The sequence below is a fragment of the Paenibacillus sp. GM1FR genome, assembly GCF_002803315.1.
Classification (GTDB): Bacteria; Bacillota; Bacilli; order Paenibacillales; family Paenibacillaceae; genus Paenibacillus; species Paenibacillus amylolyticus.
On record NZ_MKZL01000033.1, the window covers coordinates 232,938 to 254,873 of the forward strand.

Here is a 21,936-nt window from a genome sequence, read left to right on the forward strand (position 1 = left end):
AGGCAGCCACATTGGCAAAAGCAAAAGTAGCAAAAAGACCTACACGGGATGAGTTTGAACTCGAAGAGTTGGGAAACCAGCTGGTTGAAGCTTTTCGGGAACGTTCGGAAGTACTGTTGACGGTATGGGGCAAAGAAGATCAGGTGCAAGGAGTCATCGTCAAAATGGACTCCCGTACACGACTCGTGCATGTAGAGTATACCGAAGAAGAGTTCACAGCGAAGGTACCTTTTCTGGATATCATGCGTGTGCAATCTCCCCGGTACTGAACGAAAAAAACAGCAATCTGAATAATTAGGGCATCCGCCCTGTCAAAGTCGTTCTTCCTGCATAAGATAACCCATACCTGTTGCAGAGGAGGTACGGTCAATGAGCGAAGTATTAGGTGGAGAAACAAGAGGCTACGGATACGGAGGTTTCACTTCTGTAGGTGCCATTCTGGTTCTGTTCATCCTGTTGGTTATCATCTCCAAAGCGTTCTTGGTATAATTGCATATCTCTAAAGAATGAAAGAAGCTCTGCCATCGCGGCAGAGCTTTTTTGTTCGTTCAGTCCTTGGCGAATTTTGTAGAAAATCGGTGTAAGTCCTGCTTACGTTATGTTAGAATATAACCATCCCTAGAGAAAGAAAGAGGTGTTTTGATTATGAGCCAAACGTTAACAGAATCTTTAAATGAACAGATGAACTTTGAGTTTTATTCCGCTCATGTATATCTGGCTATGGCAGCCTATTGTTCCAGCAAAAGTCTGGATGGATTTGCGAACTTCTTCATCGTGCAAGCGGAAGAAGAGCGATTCCATGGCATGAAAATATACAAATTCCTGAATGATCGTGGGCAACGTGCCACACTTGAGGCTTTGCCAGAACCGAAGAATGAATATGCTTCGATGCTGGATGTGTTTGAGCATGGTTATGCTCATGAACAGCAAAACACGAAAAAATTCTACAATCTGGCTGACATCGCTCTGAATGAACGTGAACATGCAACGATGTATTTCCTGAAATGGTTCATTGATGAGCAGGTTGAAGAGGAAGCTTTGTTTGACAATATTATTCAGAAGCTGCGCCGCATTGAAAAAGACAGCAATGCCTTCTACATGCTGGATGCCGAGTTTGGCAAACGTTCGTTCACTGCTCCTGCTGAATAAATGCACGATGGGAGTCGAGAAGATTCCAGCGTCAAAACACCATTTACATACAGCATGAGGTAATGATCCTGAAAGCAATGGGGGCAATCTCCTTGCAAGGGATGATGGTTTGATGCCATATGCTTATTGAAGACAAAGAAGCCTGCACTTGTGCAGGTTTTTTTGCATGTACAGATTGAATGATTGTATAGATTTGCTTGAATTGGAGTAAAGGTCTATCAAAATTCTGAATGTGGGTAATAGAGGATATGTCACAATTGATCTATCCTGCCGGGATCTTATTTTGCGCAAATCTATCAAATTCGTATTAAATTTTAGGTTTATCTGACAAAAGTGTAACTCTACCGTAGCCTTTGGAGCGAGAACAGGAGCCACTATCTTTGATAGTATTAGGATAAATCGCCAAGGGATGAAGGTAGAAAAACATGGACACCCGGGGAAATATAACACACAAGGGAGACTTTTAATTATGCTACATATTCGTAAATCTATCATGGTCACACTTGCTATTTTACTAATCATTCCACTATTATTGCCGCAGTCGGTATCTGCCAAATCAGCTGCATCCAAGGATGGTGCAAGCAAAGCAAATTCCAAAATCATATACCTGACGTTTGATGATGGGCCAACCGCTCATACGGGTCAGTTACTGGATATTCTGGATCAATATCATGCGAAAGCAACGTTTTTCATGCTGGGACCTCAAATGGAGCAATTTCAGAAGGCTACCAAACGTATCGTAGCTGACGGGCATGGATGGGGTCTGCATGGTGTGACTCACGTTCCAGGCAAATTCTATAAATCTGCATATAGCGGATTGAAAGAGATGCAACAGGCCAATGCAAGTCTGAACAAGGTTGCCGGAGTTAAAACAAGTCTCGTTCGGACGCCATATGGTAGTAAACCTTATCTCAAACCGGCATTCCGTAATGTACTGCTGGGCCAGGGTGGATTCCATCTATGGGATTGGAATGTCGATTCGGAAGACTGGAAATACAAGAAAGATCACCAGAAAGTCTATAACAGTGTAATGAAGCAGATTCACAATGTGCAAAAGAGCGGAACAACACCTGTTGTGCTTATGCACGACCAGGAAGCAACGCTGAAAGTATTACCGCAAGTATTAAAAACATTGAAGTCAGAAGGGTATCGTTTTGAAGTATTAAGCAAAAAAGTACAGCCGGTTAACTTCTGGAACGACAAGCGTTAATCTTTTGAATTTTTAGATTGGCTACAACGAAGGAGGTACACATCATGAAGAAACAGCCATTATGGATCACGATTCCAGTAACGACAGCGGTTTTGCTTGCTTTGGCAGGATGTGGCGGACCGGATTCAAATACAGCATCATCAGAGAATAGTTCTTCACCAACGACAACAGTGGGGGAGCAGACCGAGACCGGCAGCGGTGGTGCTGATTTCTCTAATGAAAATGAAACAGGAACCAAAGAGAATACGGGCACAACAGATAATGAAGACACATCAGGATCGAAGGCAAATGACAACCAAGTTGCCACTGGTCATTCAGGTGTGAATGATGTGATCAAACAAGTTCGCAACCAGTTGAAGATGAAGGATGCAGCGTTACCCACTTCATTTTCATTGGACAAGGGTACATCTTTGGGGGCGGCAATACTGTCCAATACTGCTGATGCATTTAAGGTAAACTTCTACGCTACCACTCAGTCTGTTGCCATTAATGATCAATCTTTAACTGCATCCGACAGTAAGATACCTGTACTGGCTTCCTATGAAGTGAAGACCTATAAGGACCCGGATCAGCCAGAAATATTCCCTGAGACGGACCTGAAAGATATTCCAGCAGATATGGCTGTGGATCTGGGACATGGCATCAAAGGTATGAGTGAAGGTGCCGCAGGCAGTCAATATCTGACTTGGCAAGAAGGTAGATGGACGCTGGAAATTCGTTCGGTATCCGAAGATGAAATGAATAATCCGGGCATAGCGAAAAAAATGGTGGAGTACCTGGAGTTACATACCTTGCCTGTACCTAAAGATAAAGGGTATATCAAGGTTGAATATCCAAGTGGTGGACAGTCTGTTCATGTAACGGTCTCATGGCAGGACGGTAACCAAATTCATCAGCTTAAGACCGATCAAGTGCCATTAGAAGCTCTTGGCATGGTTGTATCTGTGAAATCTTAAGTATTCTACGGTTATCCTGCAATGTAGAAGAAATGAGTGTGGGATTGTTACGATACACCTAAAAAAAGCTTGGCCCAGGAAGAAATTGCTGGGCCAAGCTTTTTATTTTGAGCATGTTATCGCAGCTTATGTAGCCCGGGGTACATGCTTATTTTTGTTTCAATAGGTTAAAGCGGTGCTTTCATTTGAACCACCCTTTTTCCTTGGAGCGAGTGATGGCCTCAATGCGGTTACTGGCATTTAACTTGTTGAGAATAATGGAGATGTAGTTACGCACCGTGCCCGTTGTGATGAACAGATGCCCGGCGATTTCTTTGGTGTTTTTCCCATCTGCCATGAGGCCTAGTACGGCATTCTCCCGTTCTGTCAGGGGGTTTTCTTCTACATAAGCTTCATCTACCAAGTCGGGAGCGAAGATGCGTCTGCCATTCATAACTTGGCGGATCGATTCGGCAAGTTCTTCAATTGGACTATCTTTGAGCAGGTAACCACGGACACCGCCCTTTAGGGCACGTTCGAAATATCCGGTCCGGGCAAAAGTGGTCAGGATAATGACCTTACAGCTCATTCCTTTGAGTTCTTCTGCAGCTTCAAGGCCGCTTTTCACGGGCATTTCTATATCCATCAGACAGATGTCTGGTGCAAGCTCCTGGACAAGGGCAAGGGCTTCCTGGCCGTTGCTGGCACGTCCGACGACTTCCATATCTTCCTCCAGATTGAGGAGGGAGGACAAGGCGCCGAGCATCATGCGCTGATCTTCCGCGATTACAATTCTAATCATGATTCTGCCTCCTTTATCGGTTTGTGAACGAGTTTCGGAACATGAATAATGATCGCTGTACCCGGGATGTCTGTCGCAGAGCGAATATCCAGACATCCGTTCACAAATTCAAGTCGTTCCTTCATGCCCAAAATTCCTGTTCCGCGCCGATCCTGTTTGCGAGTTCGTTCTATTCCAACACCGTTATCTTGAACGGTTACTACATTATCCGCTAGTGTTTCCTTAATGATGATAGTACAGGTTGTTGCCTGACTGTGTTTGACGACATTCGTGACAGCTTCTTTCAAGCACATACCGAGCACATTTTCATTCAATTGTGACGTATCCTGTAACTTCGGATTACCTTCCAGCACAAATTCAATCGAAGCGGCCTTCAGAATCTGCTCCGCCCGGAACAGTTCATCGACCAATTGTGTACCACGCATGGTGGTGACCATTTCCCGGACTTCCTTCAGAGCTGTACTTGCCGTTTGTCTGAGGTCGTTCAATTCAATCTCGGCCTGATCGGGATTATTGCGGAGCAGCCGCCTCGCCAGATCGGTTTTCAGACCGATCAGAGAGAGCTTCTGTCCAAGTGTATCGTGCAGGTCGCGAGCGATACGCTGGCGTTCTTCCATTTTCACGAGATCATCAAGTCGCTTGTTCGCATTCTCCAATTGGCCTTCCAAATGTTCAGTTTTGTTTTTGTTATACGTACTGATTGGGAGCAGGATGGAGGCCATTAAGCTGATGAATACAAACGGGAGTTGGCTCACCAACAGAGAACTCTGATTAATGAAACCGTAATTAATGGTTACGAAACTGGCTCCCAGGTTCACCGAGTAGAGGGTGAAGAAACCGGCTTTATTTTTAATATTCCCAATAAAGAAAGCAAGAAACAATGAGAAATACGCATAATCATAGGCGATCGTCATCGTAATGGATATGGCAATAAGCATTCCAATCCACATGTACACCTGCCAGCCCTTGGTGATGAAGGCGAGCAGGTAACAGACGAAGAAAACGAGGATAATAATGATGCCGGTTACCATCGTCCATAATTTAGAATATTGCGATATAAAATAGAATGGCAGGATGAAAAAGGCGAGCCATACATAAAGGTTCAACCCTGTTTTTTTATAAAAATTTTGCATCCACTTTTGAATGTAATTCTCCTCCTTGCACTTGTACTCAACTTTAGCATGACTGTAGCATGACTATGGCTTGAACACAAGAAAACGAATCCGACAGAGTTAAGGCTTCTCTGTCAGACCCGCTGGATTGGTTACTCGGATAGGCGGTTGAACATACGGCTTGCGGGATAGCTTTTTGAGCTGTCTGAAGCTAATAAACTGTTTAGAATCTTCATCCCACAGACGGAAGCGCAGGGCAACCAGACTGGAACGTAATGTAATAGTCGTTGCTTTTTGCAAAGGTGGTGTTGCGTTATGTGCTTCTTCCAAGAAATAGTTAGGTACACGTGGGCTCAAGTGATGCACATGGTGAAACCCGATATTACCACTGATCCATTGCAATAATTTTGGCAATTTGTAATAAGAACTGCCTTCAACAGCTGCTTTTACATAACTCCACTCATCTTCATGTTCAAAATACGTCTCTTCGAACTGATGTTGGACGTAGAACAACCAGATACCAAAGAAACCGGAGAAGAAGAAGATAGGTGCCTGCACCATTACAAAAGCCTGCCATCCGACTAACCAGGACATGAATGCATAGAGCACTACGATTAATACGGTAGTCAGGTGTGTATTGATACGTTCTTTACGTCTAGCACCTTTGCGGTTAAAACGGTAAGCCAACAGAAACACGTAAATGGGTCCGATACAAAACAATACAAACGGGTTACGATAAATCCGATAGAAGAGACGACCCCAAGGAGAAGCTTCTTTATATTCGTCAACTGTCATAACCCAGATATCACCTACACCACGTTTGTCAAGATTACTGCTTGTTGCGTGATGGATAGAATGCTCGTTTTTCCACTGCTGATAGGGTGTCACTGTTAATACACCAGTAATGGTACCGAGAATATCGTTGGCGCGTTTGCTCTTGAAGAATGAACCATGGCAGCAGTCATGGAAAATAATAAAGGTCCGCAGTACAAATCCGGATGCCACCAAGGCAATCGGGAAGGTCAGCCAGTAGGAAACCGATAAGCTAAAGTAAGCTGCAGCCCATAACAAGAAGAGTGGGAGCAATGTATTGATTAACTGGCGGATACTTAGTCTGAGATCATTTTTTTCGTAAGGGGTAACTTCTTTTTTTAAGGCCATTTCTTTTGATCTGTTCATAAAATTGTGTCCTCCTTCAATCGTTATAACTGTAATCAGCTACAACTTGGCGTTTCCCGCTAGACTTTCCTGTAGGAAGCGTTTTTATCATTGTAAAACAATCCGAACATGACAGTAAGTCATAAACGTCAGCCTTCTGTAATGATGAATATCAATGACGGACCATGACATTTGTCATGGGTGTATGATGCTCAATAGCTCTGCGAAGGTCAGAAGAGCAGGTTTTACAAATTCCTTTGCACAAATTACGCAACAATTTGTATTATGTATACAAATTTTGTTGTGAGCATGGTAAAATCTATCCTTGAGTGATTATGACAACTTATGAGACGGGTCGATTAGGTTGATTTCTGATGGATTGGATGGAATGCATAATGAAGAAACGAATTACGGATATCCTATTTATTATGGCAGGTGCATTTCTGTTTGCACTGGCGGTGAACCTGTTTGTCATCCCGAACGATTTGGCTGAAGGCGGCGTCACGGGTATCACGATTATTTTGTATTACCTGTTTGAATGGTCCCCTGGACTGATGAACTTGATCCTGAACGGTATTTTGTTAATTGTGGGATATCGGTTTCTTGATAAAACGACTACGGTATATACGATTATTGCAGTGGTATTCAACTCGTTGTTCCTGCATCTGACGGAGAGTTGGACGATTGCATCGGATGAACTCTGGATCAATACCATTTTTGCCGGATTATTTGCCGGTCTTGGTATTGGCTTGATTGTTAGAGTGGGAGGCACAACGGCGGGGACAGTGATCCTGGCCCGACTTGCCAACAAATATCTGGATTGGAATATCAGTTACGGACTTCTGTTCTTCGATCTGATTGTGGCTTTCTCCTCATACTTCATCATTGGACCACAAGGATTAATGTGTACAATTGTCTTGCTGTTTGTCGGAACGAAAACAATGGAGTTCATTATTGAAGGGCTCAATCCGAAAAAAGCAGTCATGATTATCTCTTCCAAACAGGATGAAATCGCAAAGCAAGTCATTGAGAAGATGGATCGCGGAGTAACCGTCCTGTCCGGTCATGGCTATTACACAAAAAATAAGAAAGAAATTCTATACATTGTGATTAGCAAGCAGGAAGTTTCTATGCTGAAGAAGATTGTCCGAGCAGAAGATGAGATTGCTTTTATCACCATTCATGACGTGCGTGATGTTTTCGGTGAAGGATTTATTGAACTCTCTAAAACTTGATGAATATATGTATATAAGGAAGAAAAAAGTTGCGGTGAAATATCACCGCAACTTTTTTGATAGGTTAATGGTATCCGGTATTAATCTAGTTCAATAAGAAAGAACCCTTCTCCGAAGAGAAGGGCAAAAGAGTATTAGTAATGTCTTCTTTTTTTGACTCCGCAATATTCAACAGTGACATGACAGTGTTTTTTACACTTTGTAGGGACATATTTAACTTTGGTAACACAAGTTTTCGTAATTTTTTTGTAAAAACACTTTGGTCTTGGATGATGACATTTATGATGTTTTCTATACATATTAAAACCTCCCTGATCGTGATAAGGTATTCTATGAGCGTGTCACTGTTTCGGAAATGTATAAACGTCTATTATTGTATAATAATTCCTTTATTAGGCTTCTGTGTTACAGGTGAAGGTTGGTTCTTTCTAGTAAAACTTTCTACTAAAAGAGTGCAATGACAAAAAGCTGTACACCTACCAAACACGATGATATATTGAATTTAATCAATTTGTTAACAAACCTAACTAACTAAGCATTTAGCATAATTTCCAAGAGCGTTTTACAATCAGCAAGATATAGATCGAAACGGTGTTATTCGTCTATATTTTGTACCCGAGAGCGACTTTAATCGAATTATGAAAAATGCTAACTATAAGAGGAGGCGATAACATGGCTGGCACACCGCAGTATATCCGCAATCTGAATGAAAATCTTATCATGGATGCCCTCATAACTCAGGGAACCATGTCGAGAGCGGATATCAGCCGTCAGACCGGACTTAGTAAACCAACAGTATCTTTGGCAGTCGAACATCTGATTGACCGTAATCTGGTGAGGGAAATGGGGCCAGCTGACAACGCTCAGGGTCGAAAAGCAACCCTCATTCGTTTCAACGAAACGGCTTATTATGTCTGTGGTATAGATATCGGCGCAACTCGTATTCGGATTGCATTATCCGATCTGAATGGAGAGATCATTGCCTATCGAACATATCCCATGGTTGTTCAAGAAGCTTATGAGCGAGCGGAAGCGACGATGTTGGAGCTTCTTCGAAGCCATATGAACGAACTGCTTGATGAGAATCATCTGAACTGGGATCAGATTCAGTGCATCGGGTTCGGTATACCAGGCGTAGTGTTGCCTGAATCAGGGCGTATCAATCGTATTGTGGACCCGTTAGCGGGTCTGGAAGAAGCTTTCTCTCTAGAGTCGTTGTCAGGAGCTTTTCCCTGTGAAGTTATTCTGGAAAATGATGTGAATCTTGCAGCCCTTGGGGAGTATCGGAGTGGTGCAGCAGCAGGATATCCCTTGTTTGTTTTTTTCTCCATCGGCACAGGGACGGGCGCTGGCATCATGGTACATGGCCAACTGCTTCGAGGTTTAGGTGGCTTAACTGGAGAAATCGCGGAGATGCTGGTGGACGATGGCCGACGTCTGGAGGAAGTGCTGTCCGCTGATGGTCTGATGCAACTGGCGAAAGATTATCTAGATCAGCATGATGAACTATTATTGGAGGCTGCTGATTCGGGTGCAGATGATCTTCACAGACACCTGACTCCCGAGAAGTTATTTGAAGCTGCGCGCAGTGGAGAAGTAGAGGCGTTAGACATTCTACAACAATACAGCCAGAAGATTGCTTCCGCTCTGCGTCAGATTAGCGTTGTGCTTGCTCCAGATCTCATTGTGCTTGGCGGAGGGGTAGGAGGGAACGGTGATGTGTTATTGCCTTTACTGAGGCAGATCATCTCTGAGCAATTCCCTGTGCAACCACAGTTAATCTGTTCCAAGCTTGGTGAGCAGGCTGTTGTCACTGGCGCGGTACAGGTGGCCATACAACAAACGATGCTGAACCTTCAGCAGGAAGCCATGGAATAAGAGATTGGATATACAACATGTGAGGAGGGAAAAGGCATGACAGAATCCGTGAAAAACGTAAGTAATAATTATCAGACCAATCAGAATGGTACGGTTGGAGGTGATCTATCCGGCTGGATTGCAGGTATTGACATTGGAGGCACCAAAACATTAATGCTCTTGTCATCACAACAGGCTGGAAATGAAGTTCATGAACGTATCTTGCCTACGCTTGCCAGTGATCAGCCGGATGAGTTCTTCCGATGGTTATTCACTGAATTGGAAATATTCTGCCGCGAAGTTGGATGCAGTCTGGATCAACTTAAAGGTGCAGGCTTGGGATTCCCTGGTGTGATTCTGCAAGAGGAGGGGATACTGCGAAATGCTCCCGCTTTTCAGTGGCCTGAGCTAGATATTCGCCCTGTTATTGCGAAGTATTACAGCGGGAATATCATGTTGGATAATGATGTGAATATGGCCGCAATGGGAGAATATGATCAAGGGGCAGCACAGGGACATCAACACTGTGTAATGGTCACGGTTGGAACAGGCATTGGATCTGCTCTTATCCTGAATGGACAGCTCTATAGCGGCCAGAATGGAGCAGCAGGTGAGATTGGGCATTTCATTGCAGGAGACGAAGGGCTTCATACCGGTTACGTTGCGGATGCGGATTCCTTTGGCGTATTTGAGCAAGTGACTTCAGGTACGGGAATTACCGAACAAGCGAGGCGTTATTTTGCTACTGGAAAGGGAAGTTCCTTATCCCTGATCATGAGTCTGGCAGGAGGGGAAGCGGAACAGATTGAAGCCAGGCATGTATTCAAAGCAGCGGAGTCGGGAGATCTTGCTGCCCTGGAGATTCTGGAACTACCCATGCGTTATATGGCGAGAGGTCTGGCGAATATTACGGCTTTACTCAATCCTTCCATTATAGTGATCGGTGGTGGCGTGGCTGCATCCAACCCATCCTATTATCTAAACGAAGTGCGCACACGCCTCCAACGTTACACTGTTCTGCCTACACTTCTAGCTGTAGCTGAACTGGGGAACAAAGCAGGAGCAATCGGGGCATTGGCTGCAATCAGGTCCAGTCTGACACGCACTTAAAAATAGAGAATAGGCGAAGCAACTACAGAAATAAAGGATGGAGATCCGGATGAGAAGTAGACATATGAAGGCTTACACAGAGAAAATAAAAGCCGATTCCAATGATGCAAAACGTGTTTTACTCCAATTACAGGGCCTATATCTGTTTATGGGGCTTGCCGGGGGGATGTTTAACCCGTACATTAATCCCATATTGGTAGCACAAGGTTTTTCCAGTAAAGAAACCGGATTTATTATGGCGTTTGGCACACTCGTATCCATTATTCTTCAACCAATATGGGGAATTCTGGTAGATAAGTTTAAAAAGACACGGTTCGTACTGGTGATAAGCCTGCTTGTTCCTGCATCGTTAGCGTATTTCTACAATATTCAAGTGTACTTTATATTAATATTGATTTATACTTTATGCACTATATTCCAAGTGACTCAAATACCCGTTGCTGACTCCTATGCGGTTACAGCCGCGAGAGCCGCGAACACCTCATATGGCATGATCCGACTCTTCGGCAGCATAGGAACGGGAGTTGGGGGATTTGCCGCAGGGATGTATCTCTCCCAGTTTTCCATTCACATGTTATGGCTGCCATTTCTCCTGTTTAACATTCTGAGCGCTATACTGGCAAGTACACTCCCCCGGCAGACGAGTATATCCTCGTCCTCGGTAACCTTCTCCGTAGGTTTGGCAAGATTGCTCCGAAACCGGACATTCCTTCTATTTCTAACAGGTTGTTTCCTGGTTAACCAAACGCTCACTGCGTTTAACTCCTTTTTTGTTATTTCATTTCAGATGGCTGGCGGTTCTGTGACCATGACAGGTACGGCGTTGTTGCTTGCGTCGATTACCAATGTTCCATCCATGTTGGCAGCGGCATTCATACTCCGAAAATGGGGGCATGAACGCACGATGCTGCTTGCAGCGGGGGCGTATATGTTACGTTGGGGGATACAATGGCTATGGCCGACACCTGAGGTCATGATTGGCGTTCAGGTGCTGCATGGGTTATCCTTCGGATTCTTTTATATCGCAGCAGTGGAATATGTGGCATCGGTTACGGGACGGGAAATGCAGGCCACAGGACAAAGTTTATTTAACATGGTGTTTGCTGGCCTGGGCGGAATTGTTGGTAATATGCTTAACGGATATTTACTCGATTCCGGCGGTCCATCACTGATGTATCTGGCTTGCACGATCAGTGCGGCACTAGGATCAGTGATTCTGTATATCGTCAGCAGGCAGGCCAAAGAACAGAGAAGAGCATACTCATTAGAATAGAGATGGAAGGAGTTGGAGCCTATGAAAGTAAATCTGAAGCGGAATTGGCACACCAAGTTGATGTATTCGTATTTTCCTATTTTTCTGCTTACGATTTCCATTCTGATCTTTCTCTCCTTCCTGATTGTCAACGAACTCTCACGTAACGAAACACAAAAAGCTGACATGATCTCCACCCGCTATATCGTGGATACACTGGAGCGCTCACTAAGCGACATTGAACTTCGGTTGCTTGAAGACATTGGTGCAAACAAAACATATAGTCGCTTTCTGGAAGCTGGCCAGGGACAATTATCGAGTCAGTTCATCTATGATGCGGCAAGTGGGCTGGGACGTATGCTGGATCAGCAGGATATGATTCAATCCATTTATCTCTATCGCATGTCCGATTCCCAGATTCTTACGCCCAGAGGCATGATGCGTTTGGAAGATTTCGAAGATCGTGCCTATATTGAGCAAGCCTTGAAAGATCGGGAGTACCTCGGTTGGAACCTGCCACGTGATTATAAGGAACGTTCCTTCGACGTACCTTCACAGGTGATTAGCATGAATAAGTGGCTTCCGTTACCGTGGGGCGGGGAAGGACTGCTCGTCATTACCATCCGCATGTATGCAGTGGACCGGCAGATTGATAACATGACCAATGAAAAGTTATCTGTTCTTCAGGTTCGGGATAAAAGCGACAATCTGATCTATACCGCGCATCAAATGGACCCTTCAGCAGGTGAAATCCTTAATCGTGTGACTGCGGACAAGCTTGGTCTGGTCTTTGAGAGTGGTATTCAATCCGGACAGCTGTATTCATGGGTATCCCTTGTTTCTTATGTGTGGATCGGTATTGGTTTATTAACGATTGTTGGTGCGGTGGCGGGACTAATCTACATTACTCGAAGAAATACACGCCCCATCCAGCTGATCATGAATCGAATTCAGGCGTTACAGCCACGTGCCGAGGAGGAGGAAGCAGCTCCATCCGTTAAAGATGAACTGGCCCTCATTGACCGTGCGCTGGAACATCTGATTGCTCAGACGGTTGACTATGAGAAACAACATCATGAAAACTTGCTGATTCATCGCAGACAGTTGCTTGTTGATCTGATGGAAGGGGAGCGGATGGATTCGTTCCGTCAGCGACTTCGCCATCTGCAACCGCTAGAGGAACGATTCATGGAACCGAAGAGTGTTGCTGTCCTCATTGCGGAGATGAATGGTGACGATCTCTCGACCAATCAGAATATTCTGAAGATTGCGCTTATGAACGTAGTGGAAGAACTTGTGCAGAATGAGACCCAGTTCGGCGGTTGGGCTGAATGGTTTGGGAACCGCAGGCTTATTGTGGTGATTGCATCGGATGAGCAGGAAGGACTGGACCGTGAATTACTTATGGATCTGGCTAAGCAGATGCATATGTGGATTGCGGAACACTTCCGCCTACGGTTTACGTTCGGAATTGGACGAACCGTATCGGGCTGGGAGGAGATTACTCGTTCCTATGCGAGTGCAGATGCGGGTTTGCAACATAGACTTACCCTTGGTAAAGATGCGATCGTTCTCAGTGAGCAACTGCCGGATCGTATTGAGCTGCAATCGTACAAGTATTTGCAGATGCTCGCAGACTTTGTCCGTGAATTCAGGCTAACCGGTGATGGTTGGCGAACGCAGCTGGATCAGATGTTTGTTGCGTTTAACGAAGATCAGATTACAGATAACGATATTCGCATGTTGCTGCAGGCGTTAATCCAGATGTTGTCCCGTGAATTCGGGGAGCTGTCTGAGCGGTTGCAAAGCCAATTTGCCGAGGAAATTCTGACTCGTCTTCGCAGTGATATCCAGCAGGTGGAGACACTGGAGGGGATTCAAGAGATTTTGCAGGAGTGGCTTAAAGAGGTTTATCGCAATTATGTATCTGTAAATGAAACAAAAAGTCATCGCGCGATGATCAACGAGCTCCGGATTTATATTGAAGAGCATTTTGATGATCCGGATCTGTCGCTGAAACATCTGAGTGATCGGTTCCAGATCTCGGGCAAATATGCGAGTTATCTGTTCAAGGAAGAGTTTGAGATGAAGTTTGTTGATTTTCTGGTGAAACTGAGGGTCGAAAAGGCCTGTCGTCTGTTGTCTGCAACCGATATGGCTGTTCAGGATATTGCTCTTCAAGTGGGTTATGCCAATGCCATCTCTTTCGGCAGAGTATTTAAACGGATTATGGGCCTGACACCAGGGGACTACCGCAAGCAGAGTGGAAAACAAGGGGATCAATAACGGAATTGCACGTGTTAGAACATTCGCGTATCGGGTAAAATCCAATAATCCTAGAGATATCTATGAAATCTCCTGTATGAGGCAATAAGGTTTCGTCCCTTATCGTCCTTTGCAGGAGATTTTTTTGGTATTTAACCACGATCTTAGGCCAGTGTAGCTGGTATGTTGTTAAGGAATTTTACGAATGTCCTATACTAGCATTATGACAATTCATAGATTAATAGGGCAGGAGTGAAAATGATGTACAAACACGGTCAGCAAGTATGGGGATCAGTAGATATCAGTAAACGGGTTACCATTACAGCAAGGAACAACACATTTACATTTCATGTAGATGACTCGTCATATACGATAACTATACCTGTTGGTACCTACACGACAAGTCAACAAAGGCATGAATCCGAACTTATTCAGGCCATTTCGAAGGCAGGGGCAGCTCAGAACATTCCAGTACGATTTATTTTGGGCGGAATGCATTATGATGAGAAGTATAATGTGTTGATTTTGGAACATACGGACACGACCAACGAACATGTCATCGATCAATTTGCGGGAAATGCCATCGATACGTTGTTTGGTCAAATGAAGTTTAATCTTCCGCCGAGGAATTAGTCGTGGAATCGTTCTACACGTGTTGCTAAACAAGGAGATCACATAAGATGTGGTCTCTTTTTCATTTTTTGAAGAGAGATTTAATGGAAAAAAGATTATTGCAAGCTGGGTGATGCCAGATTAGGTATGAGAAATCGATCTTAATGCAACATAATATGTTATTATAGTTAACATTAAAGGTGTGAAAATTGTATATTGTCAGGAAACATGTTTATATATCGCGGTATTTAACGTAAAAAACGTGAATTTCACATTTTGAAAATAGTTTATTGTCTAAATATCAGATCGTATGTAATGATTAGTGACATTCACAGGTGCAACAAAATGGGATGAACAAAGTGGAGTGGCAATCATGTGAATCCATTCAGAGAGTGTGCGAAAGGGGAAAGGTCAGATGAGATTATTTCAAAGACGTAAGGCAGGCAAGGCAAGTTCAATCCTCGCAGTGGTAACAGCATTCACTCTATTATTATCTGCATGTTCATCAGGAAGCGAATCAACATCTTCATCTGGAGAGTCGAGCTCGGGGGGAAAAACGACTTTGAAAGTAGAAATCTTCGATCGGGGAAACACTCCGGCGGGCTACACCATTTCGGACAGTTATCTGACTCGCTTCATTCAAGAGAAGTTTGGTGACCCAAACAACATCGATGTTCAGTTTGTTCCGGTACCACGCTCGGAGGAAGTACAGAAACTTAACGTTCTGATGGCGAGTGGCTCTGAAGTACCTGATATCGTATTTACCTACGATTCAGGAACATTCAACCGGTATGCAGAGCAAGGAGGTCTAACCGAACTTACGGATCTGATCAATCAAAGTGGTCCTAACCTGAAGAAGTTCCTGGGAGATGAAACGCTGGCCTACGGTCAATACGATGGACAACAGTTTGCGGTTCCAGGTAAACGTCTTGTACTTGGCAAGTACGCATCCTATGTTCGTCAGGACTGGCTGGATGCACTCGGATTGCCTTCCCCTAAGACAGCTGAGGAGCTGCATACAACACTGAAGGCCTTTAAGGAAAAAGATCCGGGTAAAGTCGGTACAGGACTTATTCCGATGGGGATGTCCATTGCCTCGGCTCAATATGAACCACTGATCTGGTCATTCATTGAACCGCTGACGGAAGAACAGAAATATACATTAACGCAACAACTGGGTTCCAATGACTATCCAACGTTGTTGCCTGGTTTCAAGGACGCCCTGAAATATATGAACACACTTTATAATGAAGGATTAATGAGCAAGGACTTTGGACTCGACAAAGACAAGAAAAAGCTGTGGGAAGATGTATCTAACGGCAAAGTTGGATTCTACACCGAGGATGCAGGGGAGATTTATATCTCCGGTACGTACAAAAACCTGCAAACCAATCAACCGGGTGCAGTGATGACACCGATTGATGCATTCAAAAACTCCGAAGGCAAATTCGCCAAACCGGCATATGTACCCAATGCGATGTATGTCATGATCCCAAAATCGAGCAAAAATGCGGAAGCCGCGATGAAGTATCTGGATTGGATGGCTTCGGGCAACAACCTGTTCGACCTGCAATTCGGTGTTGAAAACGAGAACTATGAACTTGTGGATGGGGTACCACTGATCAAAGATGATGCTTCTCCTGAAATTGCAGGCCGTATCTATAATTCCGGTGACATTGCCATTATCGTGAACGGTAAATACGTTGGAGATGACAAGAAAAATGAAGAGGCTTATGTCGTACAGGTAGAGTCGAAGTATCGGGATGATATGCGCAAGTCGGTAGCGATCTCTAACACGGACACCATTCAACCGGTACGTTTCTCCAAACCGATTGACGCAGAAGCACGTTACGGTAACGGCTTGAAAGACAAGTTTATGGAGTTTTTCGTGAAAACAACCATTTCCAAACCCGCTGATTTTGAAGCTACGTATGACAGCATGATGAAGGACTACATGGCGAGCGGTGGTCAAGCAATCTTGGATGAACGTACAGAAGCTTACAAAGCGATGAAATAAGTAGAGTAGAGATCACATCTAATGTGTATGACAACAAAGAACAGGGATTTCATTAGGGCGATGGCAACATCGCCTTGATGAAGAATCTGAATGACATGGGGGGAAGGTATATGAAAACAAGCATCTATTTCCGCAGAAACTGGCAACTATATGCGTTGCTCCTACTGCCCATGATCTACTTCATTATTTTCAAGTATGGGCCAATGTATGGCGTGCAGATTGCGTTCAAGGACTTTAACTTCTTTCAAGGGATCGCCGGTAGTGAGTGGATTGGCTTGGATGCATTCAGAGAAGTGTTTCAAAATCAGGGATTCTACACGGCATTACGCAACACGTTAGTACTTAACATGCTGGATCTACTGGTTTCCTTCCCAGCACCACTTATATTGGCCATCTTATTGTTCGAGCTGAAGAAGGCCTGGTTCAAAAAGTTGGCACAGACCTTACTATACAATCCTCACTTTATTTCGTGGGTTATTATTGGAGGGATCGTACTTCAAGTATTCGGTACGCAATCTGGTTTCATTAACAATATCTTAATGAGCATGGGATTTGATCCATTACCTTTCCTTTCAGACAAAAACTATTGGCTCTTTACGTATCTTGCGGTAGGCGTGTGGCAGAGTGCAGGCTGGGGTACGATTCTGTATCTGGCATCTCTCACGGGCATTAACCGGGAACTCTACGAAGCCGCAGAAGTGGATGGAGCAAGTCGGCTACGCAGAATCTGGCACATCTCCTTGCCAGGCATCAAAACAACGATTGTTACCTTATTGATCATCAATGTCGGCAACATGATCTCTATCGGCTTCGACCGACCGTTTATAATCGGTAACGTGGCTGTACGTGAATACTCGGATGTGCTCAGCACATTTGTCTATCGTGTCGGTTTACAATCTGGTCAGGTTACGCTCGCAACAGCTGTAGGTTTGTTCCAGGCATTAGTTGGACTTGTCTTCATACTCGGAGCGAACTATACGTCCAAGAAATTAACCGATGAGAGCATTATGTAGTGGATTGATTCACATATGATCTGTAAGGAGTGAGTGAGATGTCTGAAAACACGGCGAATCGAATATTCAACACGGTAAACGTCATTCTTATTATCATTACGATGGTGGTGTGTCTTGCACCATTCATTCATATTATTGCGATCTCCCTCAGTTCCAACCGGGCGATCGGTTCAGGAGAAGTTTCCTTTTTCCCAAAAGAATTGTCCTTTGAGGCGTATACCAAGGTATTTGCAGATGGATCAATGATTCGTTCCCTCATCTATACCATTTGGCTGACCGTCCTGAGTACGGTGCTAAGCATGGTGATGACCATTGCAGCAGCTTATCCACTGGCGAAGAGCAATCTGAAAGGGCGCAAGTGGTTCATGCTTGTCATTGTGGTGACGATGTTTTTCAGTGGCGGCATTATCCCCGAGTACATTCTGATCAAAAATCTACATCTACTCGATAGCACATGGGGACTTATTCTGCCTGGATTGATTAGTCCGTTTTATATGATTATCCTCATTACCTTCTTCAGAGGTATTCCCGAAAGCATGGAAGAAGCAGCAGGCATTGATGGAAGCAGCCACTTTGGAACACTTATGCGCATTATTTTGCCACTATCCCTTCCGGTTATGGCGACACTGAGCCTATTCTACGCGGTAGGACGGTGGAATGGTTTCCAGGATGCACTCATGTATATTACCAAGCCAGAGCTGTACCCTTTGCAATTGAAATTGTATCAGATGATTCAGCAAAACCAGATTACAGAACTGATGCAGAACGAAGGTATTGGTGCTGTTCAAGTCCTGCCTGAGAGTCTGAAAGCAGCCAGCGTTATATTCTCAACGTTACCGATCCTGCTTGTGTATCCGTGGTTGCAGCGGTACTTTATCAGTGGCGTAATGGTAGGTGCTGTAAAAGGTTAATAGAGGTTGTTCAAAAAGTTCACTTTTGATTACGAATGATGCCTAGTGGCATCATCAGCATCGAATATGAAATTTAGCCGAAATAAGCGGGAGGCTTACGAAGTATGTTTCCTTCGGAAACATTGTAGTTGCTCACGTAGTTGTCCTACGCTCCGCTACTCCATTTCTAGCTTAATTCCATCTTCTTGGTACTGAAAACTGATCTTTTTGAACACACACCTATAGTCTCGGGAGGTCCATGACATGACACAACGAATGGTAGAGAAGATGTCGAAAGAGCAACAGTATCTTGTAAATCAGTCCATGACGATGATGGATAGCTTCTATGATAAGGAACTGGATCTGCTTCGTAGTTTCGAAGAAGAGGATTCATCGCAGCACAGCACACGAGCCAGTGCACATTATGCGCTTGGGTTGTTGATTCGAAATGAGCCTGGTGATGTGGAACGCGCGATGCGGGTGTTCCACAAGGTGCTCGATGTTCAATATGACGCTCCGGATGAGATCTATCACGGAACCTTCGCGACCCGACCAACTGATGTGCATCCACCAGCGGGTCACTATGCTTGGAAATCTTTTGCGCCAGGCACGGCCTATTTCCTGGAACGCACCTTTGAGAAGGTGTCTGCGCAGTTTATCCATAAACTACAGGAAGAGGGTTCTCTGCTAACAGAGGCAGCAGACCCCAAACAACTGAAACACCTTTTTTATTCGGCAGTGAATCAGGTTCTGCCACCGGTCTGGATCAGCTATGATCCCAACTGGCGCGAGTTTATCGCTTGTGTCTGTGTGGTCGTAACTGCCGAATTCGCCGAACTACTGCCGGAGACACTCATGAAACGGATGGACCATGCGATGGAGTTGGCTGTCCAAGGGTCAATAGAACGCAGGTTATCCGACGTAATTCCCATGAATACGAATATTGAGTTAATGCATATTTTCATTACCCACTACTACGGCCATCGCTTGAACCGGACAGAATGGATTCGGCATTCGGATGAACAGGCGGAGGGATTGATAAAGGAGTTCGAACAATACAACGGTACATTCGCCGAGTTCAATACGACAACGTATTACGGAGTGGATCTGTCCGTGCTTGGCATGTATCGAAAGTATGGACTCACGGAACGTTTGATCGAAATTGGACACCGGATTGAACATGGGCTGTGGAATAACATTGCGCTATATTATAATGCCAACTTGGAGAATCTCTCCGGCCCGTTCTCCCGGGCGTACGACATGGAGATGCGAGAGCATAGTTCGATCGGTGTTTTTATCTATCTCTTGCTTGGAGAAGGGTATGAATATCTAGCAGGAATCAACTGTGAGTCAGGCCATGATCCACTGATTGCGCTCCTTGGGGTGGATGTGCCCGCTGAAGCCGTGCCGTATTTCAAGGCTCATCAAGAAGATCGGCTTGTGCAGAAGCGGTTCATGGAACTGTGTGAGCGTAATGATCCAACTACCAATCGGAATTTGTGTACAGCCAAAGCCTGGATTGGTGAGGATCGGATGATCGGGGCCATGTCGGGAAGTGTGAATACGAATGGCCAGATGCATCCAGCCACGATCCACTGGCAGACAGAGACGGGGGAGCGTTATTATCTTCGCTTGATCCGCCGTGAGGTAGGCGAGGGGTGGAACAGTCATCTGCGCGGAGTAACGTTTGATGCGGATCTCACACCAGATTCGTTAACCATTGATGTGGAGCTGGATACGGCTGAAGAAATCGACGTTTATTTTGAAATCAGAGGGCCATCCCTTCGTCAGGAGGATATTACAACAGCGTTATGGCAGTTCCCAGGACTTACGTGTACCGTGAAGGCTGAAGCACCTGAACCATCCGTGTTAATGTACGTGAATCATGCGGAGATCATCTATCGTTATGTGCCTGGAAAGACGGCAAACAAGATGAGATTTGAACTCACCCTCCGTGAAGACAACGGATTGAGGAATAAATAGGTATATAAGATGAACTGAACATTTACACGAGAACGAAGAGTGCAGAACCGATCTGAAGAAGCGGAGCGTTCGCCTGAAAGCTTTCTGCAAGAAAGTTGCATCGGAAGCATAAGCTATCACCGGATTTTTCCCTTTGGAGAAGGGGATCAAAAAAATCTGGGGATAACAGCGATCAGAAGATGGTACTGCAATTGGAGTGATCTAGTATAAAGTGTATTGGTTCAACTTATATAGATAGAGATAAATGGAATATGAATGGGCGATAGAATGAGAGACAGGAGGACCAATCATATGTATACGGACAAACAGGAATATTCGTTCTCAACATGTTGGAATATCAAACGTCATACGACCGGACAAGGCATGATCGAGGAGATCAAGTCTCTTGGATTCAAACAGGTGGAACTGAATTACAACGTAACGGAAGAGATGCTGCAGACGATAGAACCGATGATTGAACGGGGCGAGATCGGTGTATCCAGTGTGCATAATACATTCCCGCATGTGGCTGATCCCGACTACGGGACGGATTCCGTCCTGCTTGGGTTCGATGATGAACCGCGCCGCAAACGGGCGATTGAGCTGTTACTTCGCTCAGCCGAGTACGCACATCGTTATGGGGCCAAGGCTGTCGTTGTACATCCCGGTGAGGTTCCGTTTGAATATAATATAGATGAAGCGTTGAAAAAGATATACCACGATCAAGGACCGGATTCACCAGCATATCAATCTTTATGGCAAGAGATGCTGGAGAAGCGGGAAGATGGCAGCGCACATTATCTGAGCCGGATTCAGGAGAGTCTGGAAGAGGTATGTAACTTGTCGGAGCAGCGGGGATACGGGGTGAATTTCGGTATTGAGACCCGTTCACGCTGTTATCAGATGCCGACATTGCATGAAGCGGGAACGATTATTGGACAAATGAAGGGCGCGCCCCTTGGTCTCTGGTACGATATTGGTCACGGCATGATGATGGATCGAATGGGGCTGTACGCTAATGTAAGTGAGGCTAACGCGTTGATTGATCACGTGGTTGGCGTGCATATTCATGAAACCGTAGGGTTGGCAGATCATTGGTGTCCATACATCCATAGTAAAGACATGACATTTTTTGATTCGTTTTTGGATATCATTGATCGTTCGCCGGTAAAAGTATATGAATTAAAAGCCGCATGTACACCGGAAGAGATCGATGAAAGTCACGGATTAATTACATCTCGTATTGCTGAACGTCATGCGGCGCGTCAGCGCGGATAGGGAGCACACGCATCAAACATGAATGCACCTTATAGGAAAGTAAACCAACAGATAGAGCGGTTCAGAACAAACCTCAGGT

General features: G+C 44.8%; 19 protein-coding genes. 16 read left to right on the top strand and 3 right to left on the bottom strand.

The features are described from left to right. Positions 1 to 11: 11 nt before the first annotated feature. The 5 genes from PAEAM_RS21175 (at position 12) to PAEAM_RS21195 (ending at position 3,315) form a co-directional block, all read left to right on the top strand. Complete coding sequence (locus PAEAM_RS21175) at positions 12 to 269, top strand: YolD-like family protein (protein ID WP_036608707.1); 258 nt, start codon at positions 12 to 14, stop codon at positions 267 to 269. Positions 270 to 369: 100 nt separating this feature from the next. Next, positions 370 to 489: a hypothetical protein gene (locus tag PAEAM_RS21180; protein ID WP_017688846.1), complete on the top strand. Its 120-nt coding sequence runs from the start codon at positions 370 to 372 to the stop codon at positions 487 to 489. 156 nt (positions 490 to 645) lie between these two features. Beyond that, positions 646 to 1,149 carry a ferritin gene (locus tag PAEAM_RS21185; RefSeq protein ID WP_036608705.1) on the top strand — a complete coding sequence of 168 codons (504 nt, stop codon included), beginning with the start codon at positions 646 to 648 and terminating at the stop codon, positions 1,147 to 1,149. A 469-nt stretch (positions 1,150 to 1,618) separates the two neighbouring features. Further along, the gene (locus PAEAM_RS21190) at positions 1,619 to 2,359 is read left to right on the top strand and encodes a polysaccharide deacetylase family protein (RefSeq protein ID WP_100528858.1); all 741 of its coding nucleotides are present in this window, start codon (positions 1,619 to 1,621) and stop codon (positions 2,357 to 2,359) included. Positions 2,360 to 2,403: 44 nt separating this feature from the next. Continuing rightward, a complete protein-coding gene (locus tag PAEAM_RS21195) occupies positions 2,404 to 3,315 on the top strand; it encodes a hypothetical protein (protein ID WP_076327843.1) in 912 nt (303 codons plus the stop codon). A 181-nt stretch (positions 3,316 to 3,496) separates the two neighbouring features. Here the strand turns inward: PAEAM_RS21195 and PAEAM_RS21200 are convergent, their stop codons facing one another. From PAEAM_RS21200 to desA, 3 genes are all read right to left on the bottom strand, one after another. Continuing rightward, on the bottom strand, positions 3,497 to 4,096 hold the full coding sequence (locus PAEAM_RS21200; RefSeq protein ID WP_036608692.1) for a response regulator transcription factor: 600 nt from the start codon (positions 4,094 to 4,096) through the stop codon (positions 3,497 to 3,499). Beyond that, positions 4,093 to 5,241, bottom strand: coding sequence for a sensor histidine kinase (locus tag PAEAM_RS21205; protein ID WP_100528859.1), 1,149 nt, complete (start codon positions 5,239 to 5,241; stop codon positions 4,093 to 4,095). Before PAEAM_RS21205 ends, PAEAM_RS21200 begins: the two co-directional genes overlap by 4 nt. Positions 5,242 to 5,328: 87 nt before the next feature. Then, complete coding sequence (gene desA, locus PAEAM_RS21210) at positions 5,329 to 6,387, bottom strand: Delta(5) desaturase DesA (protein WP_036608678.1); 1,059 nt, start codon at positions 6,385 to 6,387, stop codon at positions 5,329 to 5,331. Positions 6,388 to 6,761: 374 nt separating this feature from the next. On the opposite strand from desA, the gene PAEAM_RS21215 reads away from it, so the two are divergent. The 11 genes from PAEAM_RS21215 to PAEAM_RS21265 all read left to right on the top strand — a co-directional run bounded on the left by PAEAM_RS21215 (position 6,762) and on the right by PAEAM_RS21265 (position 21,857). Beyond that, positions 6,762 to 7,601 (top strand): YitT family protein, encoded by an 840-nt coding sequence (locus PAEAM_RS21215; RefSeq protein ID WP_017688839.1) that lies wholly within the window; start codon positions 6,762 to 6,764, stop codon positions 7,599 to 7,601. A 672-nt stretch (positions 7,602 to 8,273) separates the two neighbouring features. Further along, positions 8,274 to 9,479 (top strand): ROK family transcriptional regulator, encoded by a 1,206-nt coding sequence (locus PAEAM_RS21220; RefSeq protein WP_165790003.1) that lies wholly within the window; start codon positions 8,274 to 8,276, stop codon positions 9,477 to 9,479. 36 nt (positions 9,480 to 9,515) lie between these two features. Continuing rightward, a complete protein-coding gene (locus PAEAM_RS21225; RefSeq protein WP_100528861.1) occupies positions 9,516 to 10,568 on the top strand; it encodes an ROK family protein in 1,053 nt (350 codons plus the stop codon). A gap of 49 nt (positions 10,569 to 10,617) precedes the next feature. Continuing rightward, on the top strand, positions 10,618 to 11,841 hold the full coding sequence (locus PAEAM_RS21230) for an MFS transporter (protein WP_243391424.1): 1,224 nt from the start codon (positions 10,618 to 10,620) through the stop codon (positions 11,839 to 11,841). A gap of 21 nt (positions 11,842 to 11,862) precedes the next feature. Beyond that, positions 11,863 to 14,106 carry a helix-turn-helix domain-containing protein gene (locus PAEAM_RS21235; protein WP_100528862.1) on the top strand — a complete coding sequence of 748 codons (2,244 nt, stop codon included), beginning with the start codon at positions 11,863 to 11,865 and terminating at the stop codon, positions 14,104 to 14,106. Between the two features lie 237 nt (positions 14,107 to 14,343). Then, the gene (locus PAEAM_RS21240; RefSeq protein WP_133120471.1) at positions 14,344 to 14,718 is read left to right on the top strand and encodes a hypothetical protein; all 375 of its coding nucleotides are present in this window, start codon (positions 14,344 to 14,346) and stop codon (positions 14,716 to 14,718) included. Positions 14,719 to 15,112: 394 nt separating this feature from the next. Next, positions 15,113 to 16,714 carry an extracellular solute-binding protein gene (locus tag PAEAM_RS21245; RefSeq protein WP_100528864.1) on the top strand — a complete coding sequence of 534 codons (1,602 nt, stop codon included), beginning with the start codon at positions 15,113 to 15,115 and terminating at the stop codon, positions 16,712 to 16,714. 110 nt (positions 16,715 to 16,824) lie between these two features. Continuing rightward, on the top strand, positions 16,825 to 17,727 hold the full coding sequence (locus tag PAEAM_RS21250; protein ID WP_100528865.1) for an ABC transporter permease: 903 nt from the start codon (positions 16,825 to 16,827) through the stop codon (positions 17,725 to 17,727). 38 nt (positions 17,728 to 17,765) lie between these two features. Next, positions 17,766 to 18,638: a carbohydrate ABC transporter permease gene (locus PAEAM_RS21255; protein WP_100528866.1), complete on the top strand. Its 873-nt coding sequence runs from the start codon at positions 17,766 to 17,768 to the stop codon at positions 18,636 to 18,638. A gap of 243 nt (positions 18,639 to 18,881) precedes the next feature. Then, positions 18,882 to 20,600 (top strand): hypothetical protein, encoded by a 1,719-nt coding sequence (locus tag PAEAM_RS21260; protein ID WP_100528867.1) that lies wholly within the window; start codon positions 18,882 to 18,884, stop codon positions 20,598 to 20,600. A gap of 291 nt (positions 20,601 to 20,891) precedes the next feature. Continuing rightward, positions 20,892 to 21,857: a sugar phosphate isomerase/epimerase family protein gene (locus tag PAEAM_RS21265; RefSeq protein ID WP_100528868.1), complete on the top strand. Its 966-nt coding sequence runs from the start codon at positions 20,892 to 20,894 to the stop codon at positions 21,855 to 21,857. Positions 21,858 to 21,936 lie beyond the last annotated feature (79 nt).

Excerpts from the sequence above, each read along its gene's own strand:
- PAEAM_RS21180 (WP_017688846.1), top strand. The coding sequence starts at position 370 with ATGAGCGAAGTATTAGGTGGAGAAACAAGAGGCTACGGATACGGAGGT.
- PAEAM_RS21185 (WP_036608705.1), top strand. The coding sequence starts at position 646 with ATGAGCCAAACGTTAACAGAATCTTTAAATGAACAGATGAACTTTGAG.
- PAEAM_RS21190 (WP_100528858.1), top strand. The coding sequence starts at position 1,619 with ATGCTACATATTCGTAAATCTATCATGGTCACACTTGCTATTTTACTA.
- PAEAM_RS21195 (WP_076327843.1), top strand. The coding sequence starts at position 2,404 with ATGAAGAAACAGCCATTATGGATCACGATTCCAGTAACGACAGCGGTT.
- PAEAM_RS21200 (WP_036608692.1), bottom strand. The coding sequence starts at position 4,096 with ATGATTAGAATTGTAATCGCGGAAGATCAGCGCATGATGCTCGGCGCC.
- desA (WP_036608678.1), bottom strand. The coding sequence starts at position 6,387 with ATGAACAGATCAAAAGAAATGGCCTTAAAAAAAGAAGTTACCCCTTAC.
- PAEAM_RS21215 (WP_017688839.1), top strand. The coding sequence starts at position 6,762 with ATGAAGAAACGAATTACGGATATCCTATTTATTATGGCAGGTGCATTT.
- PAEAM_RS21220 (WP_165790003.1), top strand. The coding sequence starts at position 8,274 with ATGGCTGGCACACCGCAGTATATCCGCAATCTGAATGAAAATCTTATC.
- PAEAM_RS21225 (WP_100528861.1), top strand. The coding sequence starts at position 9,516 with ATGACAGAATCCGTGAAAAACGTAAGTAATAATTATCAGACCAATCAG.
- PAEAM_RS21230 (WP_243391424.1), top strand. The coding sequence starts at position 10,618 with ATGAGAAGTAGACATATGAAGGCTTACACAGAGAAAATAAAAGCCGAT.
- PAEAM_RS21235 (WP_100528862.1), top strand. The coding sequence starts at position 11,863 with ATGAAAGTAAATCTGAAGCGGAATTGGCACACCAAGTTGATGTATTCG.
- PAEAM_RS21240 (WP_133120471.1), top strand. The coding sequence starts at position 14,344 with ATGATGTACAAACACGGTCAGCAAGTATGGGGATCAGTAGATATCAGT.
- PAEAM_RS21245 (WP_100528864.1), top strand. The coding sequence starts at position 15,113 with ATGAGATTATTTCAAAGACGTAAGGCAGGCAAGGCAAGTTCAATCCTC.
- PAEAM_RS21250 (WP_100528865.1), top strand. The coding sequence starts at position 16,825 with ATGAAAACAAGCATCTATTTCCGCAGAAACTGGCAACTATATGCGTTG.
- PAEAM_RS21255 (WP_100528866.1), top strand. The coding sequence starts at position 17,766 with ATGTCTGAAAACACGGCGAATCGAATATTCAACACGGTAAACGTCATT.
- PAEAM_RS21260 (WP_100528867.1), top strand. The coding sequence starts at position 18,882 with ATGACACAACGAATGGTAGAGAAGATGTCGAAAGAGCAACAGTATCTT.
- PAEAM_RS21265 (WP_100528868.1), top strand. The coding sequence starts at position 20,892 with ATGTATACGGACAAACAGGAATATTCGTTCTCAACATGTTGGAATATC.